This is a genomic window from Halorubrum rutilum, assembly GCF_042665015.1.
Taxonomy (GTDB): Archaea; Halobacteriota; Halobacteria; order Halobacteriales; family Haloferacaceae; genus Halorubrum; species Halorubrum rutilum.
In genome coordinates this window covers 1-24,718 of the sequence record NZ_JBHTBL010000015.1, presented here as the reverse complement: position 1 = coordinate 24,718, position 24,718 = coordinate 1, and the positions used below count along the sequence as shown (strand labels likewise).

Sequence of the window (24,718 nt, the reverse complement as noted above, 5' to 3'; positions counted from 1 at the left end):
GCTTCAACTCCTTTGATTTAGTGGCCTACCTCGCTGCTGTATGGCGATTCAACACAGCCCCCCGAGAACACCCGCAATACTGTGGGTCGATCGGTATCGGTACGCGGTCCGGAGACGCGGCCGTGCACCGAGCGATCCACGCCGTCGGAGCGGTCGCCCTGGCCGGCGCCGGGGCCGGAATGAGCGTCGCGGCCGCCGCCGGACTGGCGGCCGGCGGCGGCCCCGGTCTCGGGGGCGGCACGGAGCTGCTGGCGGTCGCCGTCGTCCTCGCGGTCGCCGCGACGAGCCTCGGCCGCACGGCCGTCAGGGAGGCCCGGTGGGCGCTGCGGGCGGACGGGTTCCGGGTCACGCGCACCGACCTCGGCAACGCGGCCGCCGTCGCCCTCGGGGCGCCGGTCACCTACGCGCTCTCCGTCTGGGTCGGGATCGGGCCGGTCGTCGCGTCCGCCCTGGTCGGGCTCTGCGCGTACCTCCTGTCGGAGACGTACGGCGCCCCCGCGTACTGCGGCTCGTTCGTCGGGATGGCGACCCCGGCGGCCGGCGCCGACCTCGCGGCGGTGGTCGCGGCGGGGCTCGTCGCCGGCGGCGTCTTCGTGGCCGCCAAGCGCGCGTTCAACGGGTTCGGCGGGAAGCTCGGGACGACGGCGTTCATCGGCTGCCTGTCGGTGGCGGCGCTCGGCGGGCTCTCCCCCGGGACGGGGTCGGTCCCGGCCCCGACCGTCGCGGCGGGGCTCGTCGCCGCGGCCGCCGTCGCCGCGCTCGTCACCTTCCTCGTGAGCGTCCGGCTCGACCACGGCCCGGTCGTCGCGAGCGCGGTCGTCGGGCTCGCCGCCGGCGTCGTCTGCCCCCAGCTGTTCGCCGCCGGGGACGCGGTCGCCGCGGTCGCCTTCTGCGCGTCGTTCGCCGGGATGGCCACGCCGGAGCGGATCCCGGGCCCCGGCGCGATGCTGCTGGCCGGCGGGGTCTCGGGCGTCGCGTTCGTCGGCGCCGCGCCCCACTTCGTCGGCTTCGGCGGGAAGCTCGGCACGATCGCCTTCGCCGCCTGCCTCGTCACCGCGGGGCTCCTGTCGCTCGGTCGCGCCGTCGCCCCGGTCGGCGGCGACGCCGCGACGGGGTGAGCCGGCGCGGCCGAGGGGCGGACCGGCGGCTCCCCGGTGCGGCCGCGGAGCGCGGGACGAGTATTTAAAACACCACGCTACGGCGGTGCCATCGGGAGGGCCGTGGAACCCCTACTCACGCCCGATGACCGATCCGAGCGAGACGCCAGACCGGAGCTTCGAGCCGAACCCCACCGTCTGCCCGTTCTGCGGCGTCGGCTGTACGATAGAGTACGCCGGCCGCGGGGGCGCGACCGGCGTCGAGGGACCGGTGAACGCCCGCGGGGAGATCTGCCCGAAGGGGGCCGCCGCGTTCGACGTCGTCGACCACGAGGACCGCCTGACGGAGCCGCTGGTCCGGCACAACGGGAGCTTCGTCACGGCCCCGTGGGAGGAGGCGCTCGACCGCGTCGTCGACGGGATCGGCGGCGTGATCGACGAGCACGGCCCGGAGGCCGTCCAGTTCTTCGCCTCGTCGAACTGCACGAACGAGGAGAACTACGTCCTCCAGAAGCTCGCGCGCGTCCTCGGGACGAACAACGTCGACAACTGCGCGCGGCTCTGTCACGCCTCGACGGTCGCCGCGATGAGCGAGCGGCTCGGCGCGGGGGCGATGACGAACAGCTTAGACGACCTGCGAGAGGCGGACTGCGTCTTCGTCAACGGCGCGAACCCGGCCGAGCAACACCCCGTCGCGTTCCGGTCGTACGTCCTGCCGGCGGTCCGCGACGGCGCGACGCTCGTCCACGTCGACCCGCGCGCGAACGACACGACCGAGGCGGCCGACGTCCACGTCCCGCTGCGGCCCGGCACCGACATCGAGGTCGCGAACGCGGTCGCCGCGGTCCTGATCGAGGAGGACCTCGTCGACGAGGCGTTCCTCGCGGAGCGCACGACCGGGTTCGACCGCCTGCGCGAGCGCCTCGCCGACGTCGACGTCGCGGCGAACGCCGAGGCGGCCGGCGTCGAGCCGGGGACCCTCCGCGAGGCGGCCCGGGCGTACGGCGAGGCGGACCGCGCCGCGATCGTGACGGGGATGGGGACGAGCCAGCACCGCTGCGGCACCGACAACGTCCACGCTCTGTTGAACCTCGCGCTCCTCACCGGCAACGTCGGCCGTCCGGGGACCGGGGTGAACCCCCTCCGGGGACAGAACAACGTGCAGGGCGCGAGCGACGTCGGCGGGCTCCCGGGCGTGCTCCCCGGCTACGAGCCCGTGACGGACCCCGCAGCCCGCGAGCGCGTCGCGGAGGAGTGGGGCGTCGAGCCGCCGGCCGAGCCCGGGCTCACCGAGGTCGAGGCGACCCACCGCTTCGGCGACGACGTGCGCGCGGCGGTCGTCTTCGGCGAGAACCCCGCGGTCACGGAGCCGAACGCGACCGCGGTGCGGTCGGCGTTCGACGACCTCGACTTCTGCGTCGTCGTCGACCTGTTCGAGACGGCGACGGCGGCGCACGCGGACGTGGTCCTCCCGGGGAGCGCGTGGGCCGAGAAGGCCGGGACCGTGACGAACACCGACCGCCGCGTGATGCGGATGCGCCCCAACGCCGACCTCCCGGGGAACGCCCGGCGCGACTTCGAGGTCCTGACCGCCCTCGGCCGGCGGCTGACCGACCGTCCCGAGGCGTTCGACTACGACGGTCCGGAGGACGCGTTCGACGAGCTGACCCGCGTCGCCCCGATCTACGAGGGGATGAGCTACGAGGGGATCGGCGACGGCTACCAGCGCTGGCCGTTCGACGCCGACGAGGGGAGCGGCACCGAGGTGTTACACGAGGAGGCGTTCCTGACCGGCGAGCGCGCCGCGCCGCTCGCGGTCGTCGACCCGGTCCCGCCCGCCGACGAGCTCGACGCCGGGGAACTGACGCTGACGACCGGCCGCGTGCTCCAACACTTCAACAGCGGGGCGCTCAGCCGGCGCTCGGACCGCCTCACCGCGATGCGCGGCGAGGACGTCCTGCAGGTCCACCCGAGCGACGCCGACGACCGCGGGGTCGAGGACGGCGACCGGGTGACCGTCTCCAACGAGCGCGGGACCGTCGAGGCGACGGCCGAGGTCACGCCGGCGGTCCGCGAGGGCGTCGTCTTCTGTACGTTCCACTACGCCGAGCCGCTCGCGAACGCGCTGACGGGCGACGAGCTGGACCCGGCGGCGAAGATCCCCGAGTTCAAGCACTCGGCGGTCGCCGTCGAGCCCGCCGCCGATGCGGCCGACGGAAGCGAGGCGGCCGGCGACGACTGAACTCGCCGACGCAGCGTTCCGGGCCGTCCGTCCCCGAAGATCGCCGCTGACCCCGATTACCACCGGTGAGAAGCACGGGTTATTGTTTATATAATCCAGGTGGAGAACCCTCAGTATGGCTACATCTGGAGAGTACGGCCGGGACGACTTCGGCCAGGGCGGCCTGAACGAGGGGCTCGACGCGTCGGAGCTCGTCGACGAGATTGGGCTCAACGCGGACGAGATCGCGTGGCGGAAGGAGTTCGTCGGCTTCGACGCGGATGACGAGCGCCGACTGAGCCGGTACGAGGACGCGTTCGCGGAGAACGCCGACCAGATAGCGGACGACTTCTACGAGAACCTCACCGGCCACCAGCAGACGGTCGACGTGATCGGTCGGTCCGAGAAGGGGATCGAACAGCTCAAGCGGACGCAGTCGGCGTACCTCGTGACGCTCGCCGGCGGCGAGTACGGCGAGGAGTACTTCGAGGACCGGGCGCGGATCGGGAAGATCCACGACATGCTCGAGATGCCGATGAAACACTACCTCGGCCAGTACGGCGTGTACTACGACCTCATCCTGCCGATCGTCGGCGATCGGCTCGCGGACTCGCTCACCGACCGGCTGGCCCCCGACGCCGCCGGTGAGACGGTCGACGACGCGACCGCGGCGGCGGTCGAGGAGGAGGTCGACGGCGCGGTCGAGGACCTGCTCTCAATCCTCCGGATCGTCAACCTCGACATGCAGGTCGTCACGGACACGTACATCCACTCGTACAGCGAGAAGCTCTCGGCGGCGGTCGAGCGGAACGAGCGGCTGATGGCGGACGTGGAAGCGGAGGTCGAAGAGCCGATCGCCGACCTGCGCGAGTCGGCGAGCGACGTCGCCGACAGCGCCGCCGAGGTCGGCGACGCGGCTGAGGACCAGTCGCAGCGGGTCGCCGAGGTCTCCTCGGAGGTGGCGAACCTCTCGGCGACGGTCGAGGAGGTGGCGTCGACTGCCGACGAGGTCGAGCGGACCAGCAGCCGGGCGGAGACGCTCGCGGAGGACGGGGCGGACGCGGCCGACGACGCCGCGGGGGCCATGGACGACATCGGCGCCGCGGTCGACGAGGTGGCGGAGGACGTCGAGACGCTCCAGCGGCGGGTCGAGGAGATCGACGAGTTCGTCGACGCGATCAACGGCATCGCCGACCAGACGAACCTGCTCGCGCTGAACGCCTCGATCGAGGCGGCCCGCGCCGGCGAGGCCGGCGCCGGGTTCGGGGTCGTCGCCGACGAGATCAAGTCGCTCGCGGAGGAGTCGCAGGGCCACGCGAGCGACATCGAGGCGATGGTCGAGGGCATCCGCACCGACACCGAGGAGACCGTCGAGAGCCTCTCTGAGACGACGGTCCGTGTCGACGAGGGGAGCGAGCGCGTCGACGACGCGACCGAGAGCCTCGCGGCCATCGCCGAGGCGGTGACGGAGACGGCGAACGGGATCGACGAGGTCTCGGACGTGACCGACGAGCAGGCCGCCGCGGCCGAGGAGATCGCCGCGACGGTCGACGGGGTGGTCGAGCAGTCGAACCGGATCAGCGAGCGGATGCGGGAGGTGGCCGAAGAGAGCGAGCGGCAGTCAGCGGCGGTCGGGGAGGTCGAGCGGACCGTGCGTCGGTTGGCCGTCGACGGCGCCGAGGCCGGGTCCCGGGCGGCGCCGCTGACAGACGGCGGTCCCTCGATACCGCCCGGGCTCCCCGAGGGGATGCCCGAGTTCGTGATCGAGCGCCTCTCCGACGCGGAGCTGCGGGCGATCGCGGCCGGGGAGCTAGAGATGGACGACCTGCGGTGAATCGGCAGGGGCGACGCGCCGGTCGCGCCGCGAGGGCCGCGGCCCGAGAGCCGGTCTTAGGGCGCGAAGTACGCGTCCGGCCTCCGGACCCCGCGGAGTTCCCGCAGCGGGCGGGCGCCGCACCGTCCGCAGGCGGTCGGCTCGTCGGGATCGTCGGGCACCGCGAACACCGTCCCGCAGGCGTCGCAGGCGACGTAGCGGAGCGCGAGCGACGGGGCGTCGGCCATGGGTGGAGTAGGCGGCCGACACACTTGAACCGACGCTTCGGCGGCGTCCCTACCGCCCGGACCCGGCGTCGCCGGACGACTCGATCCGCGCCTCGTACTTCGCCAGCGACTCGGCGAGCGCCTCGTCGGCGTCGACGCCGGCGGCCTCGGCGAGCGCGAGCAGCGCGAACAGCGCGTCGCCGATCTCGTCGGTCGCGACCGCGGCGGCGTCCGGGTCGCTCCCGTAGTCGGTCGAGGTCGCCACCTCCTTCGCGACCTCCCCGACCTCGCTCTCCAGGTCGAGGACGCGGTACGCGAGGTCGGTCTCCAACCCGTGCTCGGCGACGAACGCGGCGACGCGGTCCTGCTCGTCCATGGGGGTCGCCTCCGCGCGGTCCGGCAAAAAGTCCTCGTTCCGGTCGGCGCCCCGAACGGTGGCGAGGACGGCCGGTCACGCAACCCTCAAGACGCGAGCGACCCATCCGATCCCATGGAAATCGCGATACTCGGCGGTACCGGCGACATCGGCGAGGGGCTGGCGCTCCGGCTGGCGGCCGACACGTCCCACCGCGTCTCGATCGGCTCTCGCGAGGCGGAGCGGGCCGAGAACAAGGCCGAGGAGTACACCACCGAACTGGAGAGCCGCGGGCTCGACGCCGCGGTGACCGGCGGCGAGAACGCCGCGGTGGCCGCCGACGCCCGGATCGTCGTCCTCGCGGTCCCGCCGTACCACGTCGGCGACACCGCGGAGGCGGTGGCGGACGCGCTGGACGACGGCGACGTGCTCGTCTCGCCGGCGACGGGGATGAAACGCGACGAGGAGGGCTTTCATTACCACAAGCCGGGCGCGGGCTCGGTGACGGCGATCGTCGCCGACGCCGCGCCCGAGGGCGTCGCCGTCGTCGGCGCGTTCCACAACCTCGCGGCCGCGCGGCTCGCGAACCTCGACGCCGACCTCGGGATCGACACGCTCGTGATCGGCGACGACGAGGACGCGAAGCGGACCGTCGCGGACGTCGCCGAGGGGATCGACGGGCTCCGCGCGCTCGACGCCGGCGGGCTCGCCAACGCCCCCGAGATCGAGGGACTCACGCCGCTCCTGATCAACGTCGCGAGCAACAACGACGGGCTTCACGACCTCGGGATCGAGTTCAAGTAGGCGGTGGCGACCGCCGTTCCGTTAGGCCTTTGCGCGACCGGCGCCTCCGGACGATAGATGGAGTACCTGGAGCGCCGGGTCGCGCTGGTCGAGGACCGGCTTGAGGCCGTCATCGACGAGGTCGAGCCCGAGGAGCTGTCCGACGAGGTCGGCCACGTCGTCCTCGCCGGCGGCAAGCGCGTCCGCCCGGCGGTGACGATCCTCGCCTGCGAGGCGTTCGACGGCGACCCCGACGACGCCGTCGACTTCGCGGCCGGGATCGAGTTCGTCCACAACGCGTCGCTCGTCATCGACGACATCATCGACCGCTCGGCGGTCCGACGCGGCACTCCCTCTGCCTGGGCGGAGTTCGGGTACGGCCCCGCGATCGTCGCCAGCGACGGCCTGCTCGGCGAGGCGTTCGGGCTGTTCTCCGCGGAGCCGCGCGCGATGCGGACCGTCGCCGAGGCGATGGTCGAGCTCGGCGAGGGCGAGGCGACCGAGCTCGCCGACCGCCCGACCACGGAGGCGGAGTACATGGAGCTCGCGCGCCGGAAGACCGGCGCGCTGTTCCGGGCCGCCGCCGAGCTCGGCGCGGTCGCCGGCGGCGCCGACCCCGACGCGATCGACTCGTTCGGCGAGTACGCCGAGCGCGTCGGCGTCGCGTTCCAGATGCGCGACGACGTGCTCGACGCGACCGCCGACGCCGGCGACCTCGGCAAGCCGACGGGGCAGGACGCCGAGATGGACCGCCCCTCGGTGGTGCAGGTCACGTCGCTGTCGCCGGCGGAGATCGACGAGCGCGCCCGCGAGCAGTCCGAGCTGGCGCTGTCGGCGCTCGACGACGCCGACCCGCCGGAGACGGAGGCGATCGAGTACCTCCGCGACCTCGCGGAGTTCGTGGTCGTCCGGGAGCGCTGAGTCGGTCGTCTCCGGGCGGACGGGACTCGTCTCCGAGGGCGACCGCGCCGCCCGCGTCTGACACACCTTAATACCCGTCGAGCCCGAGAGACCGGACAATCACATGAGAACCGAGATTCGCGCGCGGACCGTCGGGACCCGAACGCGGCCGCGATCGCACGGAACCGTCGAGCCGCGACCGGAGGCGAACCGATGAAGCTCGCGACCATCGGGGTCGGGAACGCCGGCAGCAAGCTCATCGACCGGATGATCGAGTTCGAGGTCGAGACCGGCCGGAACCTCTGTCGGCACGCCCTCGTCATCAACACGGCGCGGACGGACCTCGCCAAGCCGCAGAACATCCCCGAGGACCGCCGCGTCCTCATCGGCGACACGCACCACAAGGCCCGCGGTCACGGCGTCGGCGGCGACGCCGAGATCGGCGCGGAGGTCGCCAGGACCGACATCGACGAGATCCGGCGCGTCTTCGACGACGTCGAGATCCACGAGGTCGACGCGGTGCTCGTCGCGGCCGGGCTCGGCGGCGGCACCGGCAGCGGGGCCGCGCCGGTCGTCATCGAGGAGATCCAGAAGATGTACGACGAGCCGGTGTACGGGCTCGGCGTGCTCCCCGGCAAGTACGAGGGCGGTCGGCCGGCGCTCAACGCCGCCCGCTCGCTCCAGTCGTTCGTCACCAAGGTCGACAACTTCATCGCGTTCGACAACGACGCCTGGCGCTCGCGGGGACAGACGATAGAGCAGGGGTACGAGGAGATGAACGAGGAGCTCGCGACCCGGATCGTCACCCTGCTCGCGGCCGGCGAGGTCGACGAGAGCGAGGTCGGCGAGAACGCGATGGACTCCAGCGACATCATGCGGACCCTGGAGGTCGGCGGGGTCTCCTCGATCGGCTACGCGTCGACCGAGCTCGCGCCCGCGAAACAGGGCCTGCTGTCGAAGTTCAACGAGTCTGACCAGCCCGAGAGCGAGTCCACCGACGCCGCGAAGATCAAGGGGCTCGTCCGCCGGGCGGTCAACTCCCGGCTCACCGTCCCCTGCGAGATATCCAGCGCGGACCGCGCGCTCATCGTCTTCGCCGGACCCCCGGAGGTCATCTCGCGGAAGGGCGTCGAGTCCGCCCGCGAGTGGCTGGAGAACGCGGCCGACACCGTCGACGTGCTCGCGGGCGACGACCCGCGCCCCGACTCGTCGACGCTGGCTGCGGTCGTGCTGCTCTCGAACGTCACGGAGACGCCCCGGATCGACGAGATCCAGAGCCAGGCGGTCGACGCGCAGAACAAGATCAGAGAGCAGGACGCGGTCCGCGAAGAGGAGATCCAGTCGCTGATCACCGACGACGACGACGACCTGGACCCGATCGTCTGAATGCCCCGAACCAGAGCGGCCGGGCGCCCCGACGGCGCTCGCGTCACCGAGCGTCCGAGGCGCCGTCCCCTCGGCGAGCGCTCCGACCGGGGCCACGGCGCCGGCTCGGTCGCCGGTGGACGGTCGCCGCCGGTGGTCGCATGAAGCTCGCGTTCGTCGGCGTCGGCGACGCCGGGACCCGGATCGTCGACCGGCTGGTCCGGGCCGAGCGGGCCTCCGGGCGGTCGGTCAGCGACGGGAATGTCCTCGTGTTCAACACGGACGACGCCGCGTTTCGGGCCGCGACGGCCGTCCCCGACGACAGGCGCGTCCTGCTCGGCGACACGCACCCCGCGGTCAGACGGCGTCCCGATCCCGCCGAGGCCGACGCGGTCGACGGCGCCGAGCCCGCCGACGGCGCCGGAGATGTCGACGAGACGGAGGCGTACACGAGCGAGATCGACCCGTTCGGCGTCGGCGGGGACCCCGAGACCGGTGCGGCGGTCGCCGAGGCGGAGCGGCCCGAGATCCGCCGGGCGCTCGACCGGATCGACGAGACGGAGGTGGCCGGGACGATGCTGGTCGCCGGCCTGGGCGGCGGGACGGGGACCGGCGTCGGGAGCGTCCTGCTCGAAGAGCTCGACTCGATCTACGAGACGCCCGTGTACGTCCTCGGCGCCCTGCCGGCCGCGACCGAGCCGGACCGCCGGGCGCTGACCGCGGCCCGCGGGATCCGGACGGTCGTGCCGCTCGCGGACGCCGTCTTCCCGGTCGACAACGAGGCCTGGCGCCGGGGGGACCCGGTGACCGAGCGGTACGACGCGATCAACGACGCGATCGCCGCCCGCGTGCTGGCGCTCTTCGGGGCCGGCGAGCGCGACCCCGAGTCCGTCTCGGAGCTGCGCATCGACCCGGCCGACGTGACCCGAACGCTCGAAGTGGGGGGCGTCGCCTCGATCGGCCACGCGACGCGCGAGCTCACGCCCGACGACGCGGGCGTGGTGACCCGCCTGCTCCGGCTGCTGGGGATCGCCGATGCGCCGGAGAGCGACGGCGCGGACGCCGACGCCGCGACCGTGAAGCGGCTGGTGCGCCGGGCGCTCGAATCGACGCTGACGCTCCCCTGTTCGGTCGACTCGGCCGACCGGGTGTTGGTGATCCTCTCCGGGCCGCCCGACGCGATCTCGCGGAAGGGGTTCGAGACGGGGCGGTACCTCCTCGAAGAGGAGACGGGGACCGTCGAGGTGTTGGCCGGCGACGAGCCGGTCCCCGGCGCGACGGAGGTCACCGCGACCGTGGTGCTCTCGAACGTCACGGACGTGCCCCGGATCGACGAGATCCAGCGCCGGGCGGTCGCCGCGCTGGACGCGTCGGACGCGGGCGACGACGGCACGACGGTGCTGGGCGACGCGGCGGACGGCGCCGCTGACGCCGCCGCGCGGTCCGCCGCCGATCCGGCCGACGGCGCGGCCGGCGACGACGCGACGGGCGACTCGCCCGCGTCCGAAGAGGTACAGACTGGGAATCCGACCGACGGAGTGACCGGAGCGCAGCCCGACGGGGCGAACTCGGAGGCGGCGGCGGAGACGGACAACTCGGTGAGCGAGGACGGCGACGAATCGGTCCACGGATTCGATTTCACCGCCGGCGACGACCGGGGGGAGTGAGGCCCGGTCGTCGGCGGGGGCAATTTAAGTTCTCCCCCGTCGGAGTGGAGTGCGTGCAACGGACGCGACGCGACCTCCTAGCTGGCGTCGGCGTCGCCGCCGGATTCGCCGGCTGTCTCGGCGTCGACGGCGTCACCTATCCCGACGAGCCGGACTCGGAGGGGGACGCCGACGGCGGGACGGCGCCCGACGGGTCCGACGGCGACGGGTCCGACGGCGACGGATCCGACGACGACGGATCCGACGACGACGGCAGGTCCGGACCGAACCCCGCGCTCGCCGCCGCGACGCGGGGCGTCGTCGGCGACGCGCTGTGGTTCGCGACGTCGTACGAGGCCGCGATCCGCGTCTACCGCGAGGCGACCGCCGACGTGCTCGCCGACGTGGACGCCGTCCGGGAGTCGGTCCGCGAGGCGACCGATCCGACGGTCGGGATGGCCGAGCGGCTCGAAGCCGCCGGGTACGACGCGGCCGAACGCGCGGCGGCCGCGCTCGAACCGCACTTTTACCCCGCGGGACTGCTCCGCTCGCGGACCGACAGACACGTGCCGGTGCTCGATCGGTTCGCCCGGCGGAACGACGCCGACCGCTTCGCGGAGGAGCTCGAACGGATGCGCCTGTCGTTCTTCCAGATCCGGACGCCGATCTACGTCGGCCGGCGGTTCTCGCGCGACCCGATCCACAACCGCCTGCTCGACCGGCTGGCCCCCGGCGACCCGGACGGGGTCGTCGTCGAGCTCGCGGTCCCGGAGCGCCGCCGGTTCGCGACGCTCGCGCACCGGCCGTACCCGGACGGAGACGACGAGGACGACGGCGAGACGTACCCGCCGACGTTCACCGACGACGCGCTGCCCGCGGCGCGCCGCGAGTCGCTCCGCGAGCGGCTCGGCCCGGTCGTCCGGCCGGACGGCCGGACCGCGGAGCTGTTTTTCACCTTCGCGGACCGTCCGGAGCCGGCCGACCGTCGGGGGGACGCGTTCCGCGGGCCGCCGAGCGAGCTCGACGGGGCGCCGCTCCACGTCCAGCGGTACGCCGACGCAGAGACCGCGAGCGACCGACTCGCCGACGCGCTGGCGGCGGGCGCGACCGAGGGCCGCGAGCCGATCTCGCCGGCGACGGAGGCGGCCGACGACGCGGTCGAGTGGCACCGCTACTACCACCGCGAGGTGGGGAGCGACCGGACGGACCTCGGCGAGTTCGCCGGCGTGCAGTACGGCTACCTGCTACAGGCCGGCGAGTTCGTCCTCGCGACCGGCTTCTCCGGCGACGCGTGGGAGGAGCGCCCCCGTTGGCAGGGTCGGCTTCCCGACGCCTGGGTGGCGGCGTGACCCGACCGCCCTCGCGGCGGCGGTTCCTCGCGGCCGCCGTCCCGATCGCGCTCGCGGGGTGTCTCGTCGAGGACGGATCGAACGCGGCCGACCAGACCGGAGAGACGGCCGGCGGCGACCAGTCCGGGGAGACGGCGCCGGCGGCGGACGACGAGTCGACTGCGAGCGAGGCGACCGACGGCTCCGACGACGCGGAACCGACCGCGGACGCGGCCGACGGCGACGGGGACGCGTCGCCCGGTCCGGCCGGAGTTACGGTCGAAGAGACCGAGATCGTTCGGATCGTGGAGTCGAACCTCCTGTCGCAGATCGTCGCCGACGTGACCGTTCGCAACACCGGCGAGCAGGCGTACGGCACCCTCGAACTCCGGGTCGACGCCTACTACGAGCCGCCGGAGGACGACCGGACGTACCACCCGCCGCGGGTCGACGAGCGGACGGCGGTTGGGCGGACCTACGTCGAAGGCGACTTCGAGTCGTTCGACTCCGGGACGCGGACGTTCGAGGACGTGGTGGTGCGGTACGACGCCGAGGACGCGAACGACTCGACCGACCCGGCCGAGTTCGACCTGGAGATCGCGGTCCGGCGCGCGAATCCGCCGTAACGGGACGCCCGGGCGGGCGGCGGCGGGCAGCGGGACCCCACGGCTCCTCGCCGACCCGGATTCAGCTTCGGAGCGCCGCCATGGCTCGCGCTTCGGCCCCGGACGCTCGGTCCCATAGTATCAGTGCCGGCGGCAGCGCGACGACCGAAATAATGAACGAGTACGCGACGCTCAACCCCATCAACAACCCGAAGTTACCCAGCACGGGCGTGATCGCAAGCGCGAGCGCTCCCGTGCCGAGCGACGTGGTGAGCATGCTCCCGAGGAGCGCGCCGCCGGTGCCGGTCAGCGTCGTGCGGATCGCGTCGAGCGCGTCTCCACGTCGGTCGTACTCGTCGACGAACCGTGCGGTGATATGTACGGAGTACGCGATCCCGAGCCCGACGCCGATCGACAGCAACGTCGCCGTAAGCGCGTTGAGAGCGAGACCGAGCAGTCGCATCGTACCTACGAGCGACGCCACCGACACCAGAATCGGAAACACGTTCACGATCCCCAACAGCGGTTTCGACTCGAGCACTCCGTACACGATCATCAGGAACACGGCCGTGAGCAACAGGGACAACAGGAGCCCCTGAATCGCCGAGTCGAAGATGATCCCGGAGATCGCGTCGAAGACGACGATACTTCCCGTTGCGGTCGCCGTATACCGGAACTCGGTCGCGAACTCCTGGCTCTGGGCGGTCACCACCCCCTGTTCGGCGTCCGGTTCGACGCTGTAAACCACCTGTGTGCTGCGACGGTCCTCGGTCAGATACCGCTCCGCCCGGTCGCCGGACGGCGAGGACAACAAGGCGCTGTAGACGCGGTCGAGATTCCGGTCGGGAATCCCGTCTCCGTCCCGGTCGTTCCGAGCGACGAGCGCGGCGAACGCCGGATCGCGGTCCGCGCGGTCACGAATCACCGTCACGATGCTCTCCGCACGGACCCGGTTTTCGTCGCCGAGAGCGAGCGTTTCGGGCGGGTCGTCGTTCGGCCGTACCAACCCTTCCAACGCGTCGTCGCGTTCCATCGGCCCCTCGACGTATATCGTGATCGACTCGTCTTGATTCGTGGCGAACCGATCCTCCAAGATGTCGAGCGTCGACGAGACGGTGTACTCGCCGGGGGCGAACGGTTCGGGGACGTACTGGACGTACGCGGGTTCCTCCTCCGGGGGAAGGAAGTCCTCCTGTGAGAACGAGGTGTCGACGCCGGTGCCGTACGCGGCCATACCGCCGCCGAATAGCAGAATGACGATGACGAGGAGGATCGGTGCGCGATCGCCGGCCGTTGCGAACACCGAGAGCAGCCGCCCGAGCGAGGACTCCTCGGAGGCGATCGGTTCCGAGTTGAACTCGGGAACGCCGAACCGCTCCCGGAGTCGATCGACTTCGAGCTTCGCCGCGGGGAGGAACAGCCCGAAAATGAGGAACGTGAACACGATCCCGACCGCCGAGATGATGCCGAGGTTCCGGATCGGCGGAAGGTCAGACAGCGCGTTCGCGCCGAATCCGAACACCGCGGTCGCCGTGACGATGACGAACGCGATCATCAGCTGCCGCGTCGCGATCCGCATCGACGGGACCGCCTCGAGGCCGGTGACCGTCTCCTCGCGGTACCGGTTGATGATGTGAATCCCGAAGTCGACGCCGACGGCGAGGAGCAACACCGGCGTCGAGATCTGTTGTTGAGTGAACGGAATCCCCGAGAAGCCGAGGAATCCGAACGTCCAGATCAGCGTCATCACCAGCGCCGAGAGCCCGAGCGCGAGATCAATCGGGTCCCGATAGGCGATGATGAGAAAGCCCAGCAGCAACACGGCGACGATCGGCATCACGAGCGCCAGCGAGTCGCCGATGATCTGGCCGGTCTCCGCGTTGATGATCCCGCTGCCGAACGCGCGGATGTCGGCCGGTTCGTCCGCCGCCATCGTCTCGATGGTCGTCTGTACCGTCTGGAGGTCGCCGTCGGAGAACCCCTGTGGCACGTCGTGCGTGATCACCGTCACCGAGGCGGACGCCGACGCCTCGTTCGGATTGAAGTCGTCGGACACGAGGCTGTCGAACCGCGGGCCTTCGTTCGCCGCCCGGATCGCCGCTCGGAGCTCGGTGTCGGTCGCCGTTCGGATCGCCCGTTGTTGCTCCGTCGGCGTCGTCGCGCTCGGGTCGAGCTGCTGTGCGACGAGGGTCGCCGGACCGTTCGCGGACGCCATCCGGAGCTCTTCGCGTTCGTCGACGCGTTCGAGTACGCGGAGGTTCGCGAGGAGGTCCGTTCGCGAGAGCACGTTCGTGCCGGTCTGAACGAGTTGCGTGGACTCGTCGTCGGGGGCGAACGGCGCCTCGAACTCCTCTTCAACGGCGTCGAGGGCGTTCTGTGCTGGAACGTCTTGGGTGAAGCTGTCGGTCGCGTCCGACTCGGTCGTGACCATCGTCATCCCGCCGGCGAACACCGCCGTGACGAGGAGGAAGGCGACGATGACCGCCCTTCGACGGACGACGACAATCTCGCTGAGCGCGATCGTCGCGTTTTCGATCCGATCGCCGAGCTGGCTCATCGGTCACTCCCTCCGTCGGTAGAACACCGCGGCGCCGGCCACAACGACCAGAAGCACGACCGCGAGGGCCGGTAGCGGTAGCCCGCCGCCCTCCGACTCCGTCACGTCGATGGGGACGCGAACGGTGTCCGACAGCTGGCTGTTACCGTCGGCGTCGTCGTACCGGAAGTCGAACGAGATGGGATACGTGCTGCCGGGCGTCGCCGACCCGGTCGCGGACAGGTCGAACGTCATCGTCACGCTCTCGCCGGGCGCGATCGACTGCGCGTAGCCGGTGTCGGTGTCGCCGGTCGCGACCGGGTCGTCGGCGAACAGCCGCGCCTCGACGTCGCTGACCTCCTCGTCGAGGTTGTTCGTCACCTCGACGGAGATGGTGCGCTCGCCGCCCGCCTGGATGGTCCGGTCCGCGACCGCGACGTCGAACCGATCGCGCTCGGGAGCGATGTCGAACAACAGCTCGAGATCTTGGTAACTGCGTCGCTCCATCTCGGCATTGCGGTACTGAACCGCCACGTCGGCGGTGCGCGCGACCGCTTCCGCCTCGCCGCTCACCGCGAGCGGCAGTCGGAAGTCGGCAGAGGCACCGGGTTCAAGCGTCCCGACGGCGACAGATTCCTCGACCGGAATCAGACTCGGCGATTCCTCGGCGTACTGAACGACGACGTTTCGCGCCGTCGCGGGGCCGTCGTTCGTCACCGTCCCGTAGACATCTCCGTCCTCACCGACGCGGAGATCCGCGCTCACGTTGCCGATCGAGAACTGTTGTTCGCCCTGGGGGCGGACTCCGAGCGAGATCGTCTCGTCGGTTCGCCTGATCCCGTCGGGGTCCTTGAACGCGACCCGTCCCGTGACCACGTACGACCGGACGGCCGAGTTGGGGGCAACTTCGACGTCGTAGGTGACCGTTGCCGTCTCGCCGGGCGCCAGCTCGGCGATTCGAGCCGTGCTCGACCCGGTGCCGCCGAAGGTGAGCACCCCGGCGGCCGAGGTGAGTTGGACGTCCGCCTCGGTAGCCGGCTCCGACCCGGTGTTTTCGAGTTCGACCGTCAGCATCCCTGAGTCGGCGACCTGCGCGTCGGTCTCTACGCCGACGACGCGGAAGCGGGCGTCGTCGCGGACGCGCACGTCAACATCGCGGGAGACCGTCACGGTCCGGCTCTCACCGGCGGAGATGTAGCCGTACGTGAGGTCGAGGTCGAGGGTGTACGTGCCGGGCTCGACGTCCTGTGGCACGTTCAGGCTCACCGGTAGCTCACCGGGCGCGTTCGTCGTCACGCTGCCGATCGACGTCTCGCCGGACTCGACGGAGAGCGGACCGCTCGCCTCGACATCGACGCGAACATCGCGTGCCGTGGTGACGAGCTCGCTGTTCGCGGCGTTCCCGAACCGGAAGTTCCCGTCGTTGGCGATCTGGAGGGTGACCTCGTTCGTCCGTCCCGGTACGAGGTTCGGGTTCGGCGCGAACACGTCGAGGTCCGGCGATCCGCCGATGTTACTCCCCGCTTGCGCGGGCGCGTCGCCGGCGACGCTCGCAGCGGCATCGGCGCCGGCGGTGTCCACGGGGTCGCCGCCGGAGAGCGACGCCCCGACGGCGCCGACGCCGACGCCGCTCGCGACGAGCAGGACGCTCACGAGGACGACAGACAGCTGTCGCGTCCGCATGCGTTACCGCGCCTCGGCGGTCGCGGCGGTCGAGGCGTTCGCGCTCCGGGGTCGGAGGGACTCCGGAGCGGGACTGGTCGGCGAGAGGAAGCAGGCTCGTTGCACGTTCGCACCTTAGCTCACGAATCAATAAACGTTTCTTTCGTGGAGTCGCATGGCCGAGTATGAGACAGAGAAACCGAGACGCCGGGCCCGGTCGACGGCCGGCTCGGCGGGGGGCGTCGTGACGCGCTTCTCCGACGAGGACCGCGAGCGCATTCGGGGCGAGTTGACCGAGGCGGGCCACGAGCTGTTCGCGCTGCACGGCTTCGACCGCACGCGCGTGAGCGACGTGACGGACGCGGCGGGGATCGGCACGAGCACGTTCTACCAGTTCTTCGATTCGAAGGAGGAGCTGTACCTCGCGGTGTTGGTCGCCGAGCGCGAGCGTCTGTTCGACCAGCTCGAAGCGGCGGTCGCCGAGGCGGAGACCCCGCGGGCGGAGGCCGAGACGGTCCTGCGGACGACGCTCGGACAGGTGCGGTCGAACCCCCTGATCCGGCGGCTGTTCGTCGACGGGGAGATCCGGCGCGTCGAGGCGCAGTTGAACGGGACGGGCTTCGGCGACGCCGGCGAGGGTGACGACGCCGGAGCCTGCACCGCGGGCGGCGACGGCACGGGCGGGGACAGCGGAGACGGCGACAGCAGGACCGGCTTCGGACGGGTGCTCCCGCAGCCCGAAGAGTGGGTCGCCCGCGACGACTTCCGGATCGACGACCCGGAGATCGTTCGCGGGCTCCTGCGGTCGCTGCTCTTCGTCACGCAGGCGCGGGAGACGCCGGTCGTCCCGGACGGGACCTACGACGCGGTCGAGGAGACGCTGATCGAGACGGTCGTCGCCGGGCTGTTCGCAGGAGACGAGACGACTGAGGAGTGACCGTCGCGGACTCCGACTCGGCAGGCCATGGCGATCACTGATATACGGTACTGTGATCGCTTCGTTTAGCATCGTCGAAGCGTCATGGTAGTGCCTGGTACAATGTATCGTACTGACACGGATGGCGTGTCACAACAGCTATTACCATAGAGTGAGGATATATGGCGAGATGGCCACGAATAGCGACAAGATCCAGTTCCGAGGCGAAACGGAAAAGGAAGCGACTCAAATCGTCGATCAGATGCGTCTCGGTGGGATCAACGTCAGTGAGCTTGCTCGGCGGGGTCTCCGAGAGAAGCTCCGTGAAGTCCTCTCAGACGAGGAGAAAATCACTCTCCATCAGCGATACAAGCGGGGAGAGCTCTCCGAGGAAGTCGCAGAGATCCTTCTCGGCGACGGTTTGAACGAAATTGAGCGGGAGCGGGAGGCCTTCGAGGAGGCCGCGGAGCTCGACACGAGTGACGTGTTCCAGAGGTGAAGATGGCGGACGATGATGTGCGCCATCCAATTATCGTCGATACGGACGCGCGAATTACGGACAACATACAGTTGACGACGACGAACGTCTTTGACATCCTCCCACGGCTTCAGCCGTGGGACTCCTCGGTGGGTGATTCAGGCCGACCCTGCCTCTGAGGTAAGATTCCCCTTGCGGGTACTTTGGTTTGTGGGCTCCTCTTTGGTCGCGTGACCACGCTGTCGCCAGCAGTGATCGTCCCACTCAAGGCGGGGCACTGTCTGGTGTCCCCTCTCAGGCCCGTTCTGACCTGAGTCCACAGGCCGTGCCATCGGCCTTCTTCCGGTGAAATCAACATCGTCATCCACCACGCTTTGCAGGAAATTCTCGCCTCCCACCACATCGCTGTGACCTTCAAAGCCACATCCACCACATTGGAACACGTCGCCGTTGCGCGCGACGTGCGCCCCTTCATCGCAGCGTGGGCATTGACTGGATGTACCTGCCTCTGACTTTTCTTCGACACTGATGCCATACTGCCCCTCTAGGACGGTCTGCATCCTGCGACGGAAGCGGCCGTGCGCCCAGAACAGATCCGTTTTCTCATTAACCGTTGCTGACCAGTGTTTCTCACGGACATCGTCTAGCTTCCCGACATAAACTGCTTTCACACCCCACTCTGAGAAGAGACGTGTAAGGTGGCAAACAAGAGCGTCTTGAGCGTGATTGCGGTGTCTCGTGCGCTTCGCATACACCTTCTCTATCAACCGACTGCTGTCCATCTGTTCGGGAAGCTGGGACTGCAACTCACTGATCCGTTCAGTGTAGTGGTGGAAGCGGTCGAACAACGGACGGGCGTGGAACACGCGCTGGTGGCCGTTGGTTGTAGTGACAGCGACGAAATTGTTAGCACCGACATCCACAGCGGCTACGCATTCCTCGTCGCTGGAATCCGTAGCCCGTGTTGTGTCGTCGGAAAACGTGACCGGCTGTTTTGCCGTGAATGCTTCGGTGGTTCTGTCGTATCCCAGTTCCAAGCGCCCACCGTGACCGTCGTACTGTGGATTGCCCTTGATCTGAATGCGAATCCGCTGATTGAGTGGAATGTCGTACTTCTCTTTCAAGTCGCTACCAAGTGCAAGCTCGATCCGGCTGTGCTCGCCCCATTCAACCGTGTAAGCGTCGTTGCGAATACACGCCCTCAGTACTCGCTTATTATTGTCTTTCCAGTAGCCGGGGACGCCGGGTTTGTTCTCACGGTCACCGCCTTCATAGTTGTCGACTTGCTCGAAAAACGCTCTCCACTGTTCATCACACTTATCGAGCATCTTGTCAGTGATTGCTCGACCGAGAACTGACTGGAAGCGGTTACGGATCTCGGTTTTTGTGATGGCACTCCACACGTCAGTTCGCGTCTGATTGCCGTCGAAGTGAGCTTGGCGGCGGTAGTAGGTGACGATGTTGACGAGGGCGGCTGCCGAGTCCAGTAACTCAATGAGACACACCTTCTTCCACTCCGCCTTCGGAGCGAGTGCGAAGGTGTTCGTTCGCGTTCTCTTTTCCTCGTTTGTGGCCGCCATCGTCGTGTTTTGTTACTTGTGTTCCAGAATTATAAGTCCTGTGGGATACTGGTGTTTTTGTTCGAGGGATGGATACAGTACTATATGGCAAAAGACGGGATCGGACGACCGAGAGATGTGACGTCTGAGGACGTGTTGACAGCGTTTGACGATGTTGACAAACCAGTGGCGACTGGGACACTATTGGCTGGACTGTTGGACGTATCGAAACAGACAGTACTCCGACGATTACAGGAGTTAGAAGAAGAGGGACAGGTTGAGCGATGGAAAGTTGGCAGTCGTGCTGTCGTCTGGTGGCCGACCGACGAATCATAACGTGGGAATTACGGATAGAGTGTCGCCTGTGGGTTAGTTCTGTGTGCCTATCGCTTGCACCCACCTCTGAATGGGATGGGCTTCCGCTCGCTACATGTCAGCACGAGCTCAAGCGTCACGTTCGGGAGCTGTCTGAGTACGCGCGTGACGGGACGAAAGAGCAATGGGTTCACGACGGGAGCGAGAGGGCTCTTGAGCCGTTCGACGACGACGATAACTCGTTTACCACGGTTCCGTGTGTTCCTCGACCGCACGGAGAAGATGCCGGGGAGAAGTCCGTGAAGACGGAGATCGAACAGAACACGGAGCGATATCGGTTCGCTATCTTGATGGACGCGCGCGGGCGTCAGAGTATCAATCGAGTATTCGGTGACACGGGAGCGACAACCGGGAGAGCCGTTGCTCCGACGTTTCTGCTGTATCTGTTACTCGACGAGGGAGAGTGTACCGTAGCGGAGTTTTGTCAGGCCTGTGGGGAGATGCTTCGAGGGGAAGGTTGGACTGGCTATCAAGCGATTCAGGCGGCGTGGGACGCGATTCCGGTCGATTGCTCGGAGTATCTCCCGAACGATCTGCTCCCTTGACATCCTCTCCGTCCTGAAGGGCGAAGATTCCCACGGCCCCGCACCGCTGGTTTGGGGTGTTTACGGTTTGTAGCTGTCCCGGTGACGGCTACTGGCTGTGCCAATCAGCCGTTACTCCTATCCCGGCATGGGATTCAGAGGTACTTCTTACTGTACCCGAACACTACAACAGAAAGGGTGTTTTCTGTGTGTAGTCGGGAATCCCGATATTGTCCGATTAGGTGGGCGGATAGACCGCCTCGGATAACTATTGGTACGACAATTACTCACTTAAAACACCCGGACAGAAGTTTGTGGTTGCTGTAGAGAATTGTCGGATTCATTCCCGCGCTGAAGCGCGAGGCTTTCTCCTTGATTCTCCGTAATCGTCCGGCGAGCTCTACGATGACGGTACCGACGGTATCGAGGCCCTCGAACGGGGCGAGTCGGCGGAGTCCACGCCGACGCTCTCGGTCGCGAGTGACGACGAACTCATGGGGACGCTGACGCCACGCGTCCTCGATCTCATCGAGGCCGTCCGTCGGGAGGAGCCGGCGAGCAGCAACGAGACCGCGCGGGTCGTCGACCGGGACGCGAAGAACGTCCACGGGGAGCTCCCGGCTCGGTCTCGTCTTCTTCGAGGAGGACGGCCGGCGGAAGCGCCCGGTCGTCTGGTTCGACGAACTCGTCATCACCCTTCCTTTCGATCCGGAATCTGACGATGCGGCAGTGATCACGACCTAAAATTCCGTGGTGGGATTCCTCCGCGTTCATGCGGAGGAAGAGGTCAAATTCGGTGTGTTTCAGGCATGCGCCCTGCCGCAACACTATCACGAACAACGTGTGAAACGAACACAGCGAGAGCGATACTGCTCTCGTAGTCTGTGTGTCACGCTCAGGGCACCGTGTGAGAGCGTGGCCGGGTTCCGGGACGAAGCGGAACCCACGACAAGCGACGCGTCGGCAAGCCGGGCCACCAAACAATCATCGGGCGCGTACGGATACTCAACGTACTGATGAGTGTTGCGCGCTTCCGGCAACCACCCCGGACACACCGGGGGTGGTAGGGGCGATTCGATATATCGGGTTAGTGAACTGTTTGCACCGAGACGGCGAGCAGCGACAACACCAGGTCTGGGACCGCAGCGCTGTGATCCGGCTGCTGTCTGGCGATCTGCTGGTGTGTGTGGCCACCGCGGCACAGCGGTTATCCCTGCGTTTGCGCGGCGGCGGCTGGTGACGTGTGCCGCCGCAGTGTTTCACTCGTTGTCACACGATCTATTGCGGTGGGAAGATTCCCTGATCATCGCCGTTTATGCGGCGGTATGGCCGATCTCGCGGGGAAATTCGGGTTGGCAGCCGTGGCGTCGACCCACGCGGCGGCGCACAGCGGAACAGGGAGAAAGCCCACGGCTTCAGCCGTGGGAGGATGTCGCATCTTTGACCTCCTCCCACGGCTTCACAGTAGTTGGTAAACAACTGTTCACTGCGGGGAAGATATCGCTTCTCAACGCTAAGGCTTAACACAGTTGGGGTCGTACCCCAACATAGGAGAAGAATGCCTGCCAACGTCGTGTACCGCGACGAAGGCGAAAAACCAGACGGCAGCAGGTACGAGATGATCGCGTGGCAGGTCCCGGCGACCGAAGACGTCCCACAGGGGCTCAAGTACAGCTTCCGGTATATGGACGCTGACGGCAACACGCTCCTGCGGTACGATAACTCGCCCTATCACTTGGACGTCTGACGACACCACCGACATCCTCCCGAGGGCGATATCACGGCGTTGGAGTTCACGGGCATCTCCGACCTGGTCGACGACTTCCAAACCGAGGTGACCGAAATCTATGAGCATTGACATCCTCCTCCGCCTGAAGGCGGAGGAATCCCGAGGTTGGGATATTAGGATTTGCAGTCCACCACCTCTGTCCGAGGTTGGAATCCTCGGGAGAGGTCATAGAGGTGGACTGCTGGCTGTGCCAACCAGCCGGTACTCCTATCTTCGGCCAATTCGGACAAAGACTCGGAGTTACTTTTGTTGAGGTCGAGACGGATGTTCTCCGCTCCATTCACGTCCGCGTTGAACGCCGCATTACACGTCTTGCAGACGTACAACCCGCGTTCAACGCGCTGACTGTCGTCTTCTCTACCGCAGGCGCAACACGTCTTGCTCGTGTCGCGCTCGGACACTTCCACGACCTCGATTCCCTTGACCTTCGCCTTGTATTCGAGAATCGAGGTGAAGCGGTCGAATGCCCACCCGTGCAGGTCGAGGTTGCCGTGCCGTCCCCAGTTCTTCGACTCACCGTTCTCGTCCTCACGGACGCCTTCCAAATCCCCGACGTTAATCTGGCCAACACCCTTCTCGACACACCGCTGGACGATGTGTTTCGCTAAGCAGTGGAAAAAGTGAGTGCGACGTTCCGACCACTTCGCGTGGAAACGTGTGGCTCGTTCACCACCGCTGTCGTCGCACTTGGCGATCTCCTTCGGGAAGTAGTAGCCGTCCTGTTTCAAGCGGTTGCCGGGGTAGAGGTCGGCGTCCTCGGTACTGTAGGCGACAGCGGCGAAGTTACTGATGCCGAGGTCGATACCCGCTGTTTCGGTGCCGGGAGCGGTGGGCGTCTCGACCTCATCCTTACAGACGAGGTGTAACTCCCATCGCTGTTTTGCTTGGTCGTAGACGGCGCGGACTTGTTGCAGGTTTTCAACCTCGACGCCGGGGCGTATCTCGTACTCGACGAGGATGTACTCCCACGCTTTCGGGTGTTCCTTGTGATTCGCCCCTTTTGAGAGGCGAACACGATTGTGTTTGGTGTCGTGGCGGATGCCGTTCTGTTTCCACGTGACCGTCGAGCGGGGGTGTTCTTCGTGGACGCGGCGGCCCTCGTCGTCGTAGTAGTTTTGTTTGCGGTAGCCGGGCGGAGTGTCCCTGTCATCATCACTGGAGTACCACGAGTTGAAGGCTTCAGCGAGTTCCTCCAGAACCCGCTGACTGGACTGGCTGTGCAGTCCCTTGTACTTTGGATGAGTCTTCAACTCGTCTTTCAACTCTTCGTGGTCGGGAATCTCGCCGGTTTCCTCCCAGACTTGGCGGGAGTGGTAGTTGGCGACGTTCCAGAGTTTGCTGGCACTCCACCCGTGCCGATCGAGCGACTCCTCAACCTGTGAGTGGTTGCGGATTTTCGCTCGATAGGTGCGGTGGATTTCCAGCATTCTGAACGCCTGTATAATCACTTATACTCACTTTCTTGTAAAAGTTCGAGATGAGAGAGGTGGAATATCTAGCGGTGCTATCGACGGTAGACTGTGGAATGGGTTGTCGGATTCATCCCGCGCCTAAAGGCGCGGGTATTCTCCTTGCCTTTTATAAGTACCGTCGGGTATCCTCTGAAACTATGGGCGTGCGTCGAACCGCCGTCGTGAAACTCGCCGTTTCCGACGAGCAACGCGACGCACTCCACCGAACCGCCGAGCAATACCTGTACTGCGCGAACTGAACCGCCGACTACTGTTGGTCCGACACCTCCCACACGGAGTGTAAAACCAACAAGCGAGAGGTTCGTGACGCGCTCTACGCCGACCTTCGAGAGGAGACAGACCTACAGGCCCAACTTGTCCAAGCCGCTATCAAACGCGCTGTCGAAGCCGTCAAAGCGTGTGTCGAACGGTGGAAAAAACGACAGCGCGTCTCTCAACCGACGTTCACCGCTGAAACGATGGACTACGACACACGGAGCGCCACCTTCTACCGCAACACGGTGTCGCTGGCAACTGTTGAGGGCCGAGTTGAACCGTCGTTCGTTCTCCCGGCAGACAGTCCGACGCCCTACGAGCGGTACGTACTCTCCGAGAACTACGAGTTCCGCGAGAGTACGCTTCGGTACGACGCGGCCACTGACGAGTTCCACCTCAACATTTCGACGCGGCGGACAGACGGTGACGATGGGGTTTCGGAAGATACCGGGCACTCCGACCAAACGGTCCTCGGTATCGACCTCGGCGTCAACAGCCTTGCTGTGTCCTCAACTGGCACGTTTTGGCAGGGGGACGACTACGACCACTGGTGTCGTGAGTTCGAGAAGCGACGTGGTGAGATGCAACAACGCGGCACGCAGGCCGCACACAAGGCGCTTCTTCGCCTCGGGAAGCGAGAGGACGCCTGGCGCAAACAGTACATCCACACGATCGCCAACGAGATCGTTTCGGAAGCCGTCGAACACGACTGCGACGTAATCGCGTTCGAGGAGTTGAGCGACATTCGAGAGCGGCTTCCACACGCGAAGTGGCACCACGTCTGGGCGTTCCGACGCCTGTTTGAATACGTC

General features: G+C 67.5%; 19 protein-coding genes and 3 pseudogenes. 16 read left to right on the top strand and 6 right to left on the bottom strand.

Annotated elements, in window-relative coordinates; translation table 11 throughout:
* Window positions 1-179: 179 nt before the first annotated feature.
* The 3 genes from ACFQMF_RS14925 to ACFQMF_RS14915 all read left to right on the top strand — a co-directional run bounded on the left by ACFQMF_RS14925 (window position 180) and on the right by ACFQMF_RS14915 (window position 5,152).
* Window positions 180-1,118 (top strand): hypothetical protein, encoded by a 939-nt coding sequence (locus tag ACFQMF_RS14925; RefSeq protein ID WP_256410113.1) that lies wholly within the window; start codon window positions 180-182, stop codon window positions 1,116-1,118.
* Between the two features lie 124 nt (window positions 1,119-1,242).
* On the top strand, window positions 1,243-3,339 hold the full coding sequence (fdhF, locus tag ACFQMF_RS14920) for a formate dehydrogenase subunit alpha (RefSeq protein ID WP_256410111.1): 2,097 nt from the start codon (window positions 1,243-1,245) through the stop codon (window positions 3,337-3,339).
* A gap of 115 nt (window positions 3,340-3,454) precedes the next feature.
* On the top strand, window positions 3,455-5,152 hold the full coding sequence (locus tag ACFQMF_RS14915) for a globin-coupled sensor protein (RefSeq protein ID WP_256410110.1): 1,698 nt from the start codon (window positions 3,455-3,457) through the stop codon (window positions 5,150-5,152).
* Window positions 5,153-5,208: 56 nt separating this feature from the next.
* Here ACFQMF_RS14915 and ACFQMF_RS14910 read toward each other — a convergent pair whose 3' ends face one another.
* Both ACFQMF_RS14910 and ACFQMF_RS14905 read right to left on the bottom strand, forming a co-directional pair.
* Window positions 5,209-5,379, bottom strand: coding sequence for a hypothetical protein (locus tag ACFQMF_RS14910; RefSeq protein ID WP_256410109.1), 171 nt, complete (start codon window positions 5,377-5,379; stop codon window positions 5,209-5,211).
* Between the two features lie 49 nt (window positions 5,380-5,428).
* Window positions 5,429-5,734, bottom strand: a complete 306-nt coding sequence (locus ACFQMF_RS14905; RefSeq protein WP_256410108.1) for a MazG-like family protein — start codon at window positions 5,732-5,734, stop codon at window positions 5,429-5,431.
* Between the two features lie 114 nt (window positions 5,735-5,848).
* Between ACFQMF_RS14905 and npdG the strand changes: the two genes are divergently transcribed.
* The 6 genes from npdG (at window position 5,849) to ACFQMF_RS14875 (ending at window position 12,361) form a co-directional block, all read left to right on the top strand.
* A complete protein-coding gene (gene npdG / locus ACFQMF_RS14900) occupies window positions 5,849-6,517 on the top strand; it encodes an NADPH-dependent F420 reductase (protein WP_256410107.1) in 669 nt (222 codons plus the stop codon).
* Between the two features lie 57 nt (window positions 6,518-6,574).
* Window positions 6,575-7,417 carry a polyprenyl synthetase family protein gene (locus ACFQMF_RS14895; RefSeq protein WP_256410106.1) on the top strand — a complete coding sequence of 281 codons (843 nt, stop codon included), beginning with the start codon at window positions 6,575-6,577 and terminating at the stop codon, window positions 7,415-7,417.
* A 192-nt stretch (window positions 7,418-7,609) separates the two neighbouring features.
* Window positions 7,610-8,782 (top strand): tubulin/FtsZ family protein, encoded by a 1,173-nt coding sequence (locus ACFQMF_RS14890; RefSeq protein ID WP_256410105.1) that lies wholly within the window; start codon window positions 7,610-7,612, stop codon window positions 8,780-8,782.
* Between the two features lie 140 nt (window positions 8,783-8,922).
* Entirely contained in the window at window positions 8,923-10,428 is a 1,506-nt protein-coding gene (locus tag ACFQMF_RS14885; protein WP_256410104.1) for a tubulin/FtsZ family protein, read from the top strand.
* A 53-nt stretch (window positions 10,429-10,481) separates the two neighbouring features.
* A complete protein-coding gene (locus ACFQMF_RS14880) occupies window positions 10,482-11,756 on the top strand; it encodes a hypothetical protein (RefSeq protein WP_256410103.1) in 1,275 nt (424 codons plus the stop codon).
* Entirely contained in the window at window positions 11,753-12,361 is a 609-nt protein-coding gene (locus tag ACFQMF_RS14875; protein ID WP_256410102.1) for a hypothetical protein, read from the top strand. The genes ACFQMF_RS14880 and ACFQMF_RS14875 overlap by 4 nt, the downstream gene beginning before the upstream one ends.
* Before the next feature lie 61 nt (window positions 12,362-12,422).
* On the opposite strand, the gene ACFQMF_RS14870 is transcribed toward ACFQMF_RS14875, so the two are convergent.
* Together ACFQMF_RS14870 and ACFQMF_RS14865 are read right to left on the bottom strand one after the other, a co-directional pair.
* A complete protein-coding gene (locus ACFQMF_RS14870; RefSeq protein ID WP_256410101.1) occupies window positions 12,423-14,897 on the bottom strand; it encodes an efflux RND transporter permease subunit in 2,475 nt (824 codons plus the stop codon).
* A gap of 3 nt (window positions 14,898-14,900) precedes the next feature.
* Window positions 14,901-16,559 carry a COG1361 S-layer family protein gene (locus ACFQMF_RS14865; protein ID WP_256410100.1) on the bottom strand — a complete coding sequence of 553 codons (1,659 nt, stop codon included), beginning with the start codon at window positions 16,557-16,559 and terminating at the stop codon, window positions 14,901-14,903.
* Window positions 16,560-16,782: 223 nt separating this feature from the next.
* On the opposite strand from ACFQMF_RS14865, the gene ACFQMF_RS14860 reads away from it, so the two are divergent.
* Both ACFQMF_RS14860 and ACFQMF_RS14855 read left to right on the top strand, forming a co-directional pair.
* Window positions 16,783-17,475, top strand: coding sequence for a TetR/AcrR family transcriptional regulator (locus tag ACFQMF_RS14860; protein ID WP_256410112.1), 693 nt, complete (start codon window positions 16,783-16,785; stop codon window positions 17,473-17,475).
* A 169-nt stretch (window positions 17,476-17,644) separates the two neighbouring features.
* Window positions 17,645-17,953 (top strand): DUF8065 family protein, encoded by a 309-nt coding sequence (locus ACFQMF_RS14855; RefSeq protein WP_256410099.1) that lies wholly within the window; start codon window positions 17,645-17,647, stop codon window positions 17,951-17,953.
* A 137-nt stretch (window positions 17,954-18,090) separates the two neighbouring features.
* Here the strand turns inward: ACFQMF_RS14855 and ACFQMF_RS14850 are convergent, their stop codons facing one another.
* Window positions 18,091-19,512, bottom strand: a complete 1,422-nt coding sequence (locus tag ACFQMF_RS14850) for a transposase (protein WP_256410098.1) — start codon at window positions 19,510-19,512, stop codon at window positions 18,091-18,093.
* A gap of 84 nt (window positions 19,513-19,596) precedes the next feature.
* On the opposite strand from ACFQMF_RS14850, the gene ACFQMF_RS14845 reads away from it, so the two are divergent.
* The 4 genes and pseudogenes from ACFQMF_RS14845 to ACFQMF_RS14835 all read left to right on the top strand — a co-directional run bounded on the left by ACFQMF_RS14845 (window position 19,597) and on the right by ACFQMF_RS14835 (window position 22,248).
* Window positions 19,597-19,827, top strand: coding sequence for a winged helix-turn-helix transcriptional regulator (locus ACFQMF_RS14845; RefSeq protein WP_379792177.1), 231 nt, complete (start codon window positions 19,597-19,599; stop codon window positions 19,825-19,827).
* Window positions 19,776-20,411, top strand: coding sequence for a hypothetical protein (locus ACFQMF_RS16315; RefSeq protein ID WP_465261789.1), 636 nt, complete (start codon window positions 19,776-19,778; stop codon window positions 20,409-20,411). Before ACFQMF_RS14845 ends, ACFQMF_RS16315 begins: the two co-directional genes overlap by 52 nt.
* A 365-nt stretch (window positions 20,412-20,776) precedes the next feature.
* Window positions 20,777-21,134, top strand: a pseudogene (locus ACFQMF_RS14840) (HVO_A0114 family putative DNA-binding protein); the annotation flags it as partial.
* A gap of 814 nt (window positions 21,135-21,948) precedes the next feature.
* Window positions 21,949-22,248, top strand: a pseudogene (locus ACFQMF_RS14835) (toxin-antitoxin system TumE family protein).
* 44 nt (window positions 22,249-22,292) lie between these two features.
* Here ACFQMF_RS14835 and ACFQMF_RS14830 read toward each other — a convergent pair.
* Window positions 22,293-23,606: an RNA-guided endonuclease InsQ/TnpB family protein gene (locus tag ACFQMF_RS14830; RefSeq protein ID WP_256410096.1), complete on the bottom strand. Its 1,314-nt coding sequence runs from the start codon at window positions 23,604-23,606 to the stop codon at window positions 22,293-22,295.
* A 182-nt stretch (window positions 23,607-23,788) separates the two neighbouring features.
* Between ACFQMF_RS14830 and ACFQMF_RS14825 the strand changes: the two are divergent.
* A pseudogene (locus ACFQMF_RS14825) lies at window positions 23,789-24,718 on the top strand (RNA-guided endonuclease InsQ/TnpB family protein); the annotation flags it as partial.

Bases quoted from the DNA above. Each gene is read 5' to 3' on its own strand.
- ACFQMF_RS14925 (WP_256410113.1), top strand. From the start codon at position 180: ATGAGCGTCGCGGCCGCCGCCGGACTGGCGGCCGGCGGCGGCCCCGGT.
- fdhF (WP_256410111.1), top strand. From the start codon at position 1,243: ATGACCGATCCGAGCGAGACGCCAGACCGGAGCTTCGAGCCGAACCCC.
- ACFQMF_RS14915 (WP_256410110.1), top strand. From the start codon at position 3,455: ATGGCTACATCTGGAGAGTACGGCCGGGACGACTTCGGCCAGGGCGGC.
- ACFQMF_RS14910 (WP_256410109.1), bottom strand. From the start codon at position 5,379: ATGGCCGACGCCCCGTCGCTCGCGCTCCGCTACGTCGCCTGCGACGCC.
- ACFQMF_RS14905 (WP_256410108.1), bottom strand. From the start codon at position 5,734: ATGGACGAGCAGGACCGCGTCGCCGCGTTCGTCGCCGAGCACGGGTTG.
- npdG (WP_256410107.1), top strand. From the start codon at position 5,849: ATGGAAATCGCGATACTCGGCGGTACCGGCGACATCGGCGAGGGGCTG.
- ACFQMF_RS14895 (WP_256410106.1), top strand. From the start codon at position 6,575: ATGGAGTACCTGGAGCGCCGGGTCGCGCTGGTCGAGGACCGGCTTGAG.
- ACFQMF_RS14890 (WP_256410105.1), top strand. From the start codon at position 7,610: ATGAAGCTCGCGACCATCGGGGTCGGGAACGCCGGCAGCAAGCTCATC.
- ACFQMF_RS14885 (WP_256410104.1), top strand. From the start codon at position 8,923: ATGAAGCTCGCGTTCGTCGGCGTCGGCGACGCCGGGACCCGGATCGTC.
- ACFQMF_RS14870 (WP_256410101.1), bottom strand. From the start codon at position 14,897: ATGAGCCAGCTCGGCGATCGGATCGAAAACGCGACGATCGCGCTCAGC.
- ACFQMF_RS14865 (WP_256410100.1), bottom strand. From the start codon at position 16,559: ATGCGGACGCGACAGCTGTCTGTCGTCCTCGTGAGCGTCCTGCTCGTC.
- ACFQMF_RS14855 (WP_256410099.1), top strand. From the start codon at position 17,645: ATGGCCACGAATAGCGACAAGATCCAGTTCCGAGGCGAAACGGAAAAG.
- ACFQMF_RS14850 (WP_256410098.1), bottom strand. From the start codon at position 19,512: ATGGCGGCCACAAACGAGGAAAAGAGAACGCGAACGAACACCTTCGCA.
- ACFQMF_RS14845 (WP_379792177.1), top strand. From the start codon at position 19,597: ATGGCAAAAGACGGGATCGGACGACCGAGAGATGTGACGTCTGAGGAC.
- ACFQMF_RS16315 (WP_465261789.1), top strand. From the start codon at position 19,776: ATGGAAAGTTGGCAGTCGTGCTGTCGTCTGGTGGCCGACCGACGAATC.
- ACFQMF_RS14830 (WP_256410096.1), bottom strand. From the start codon at position 23,606: ATGCTGGAAATCCACCGCACCTATCGAGCGAAAATCCGCAACCACTCA.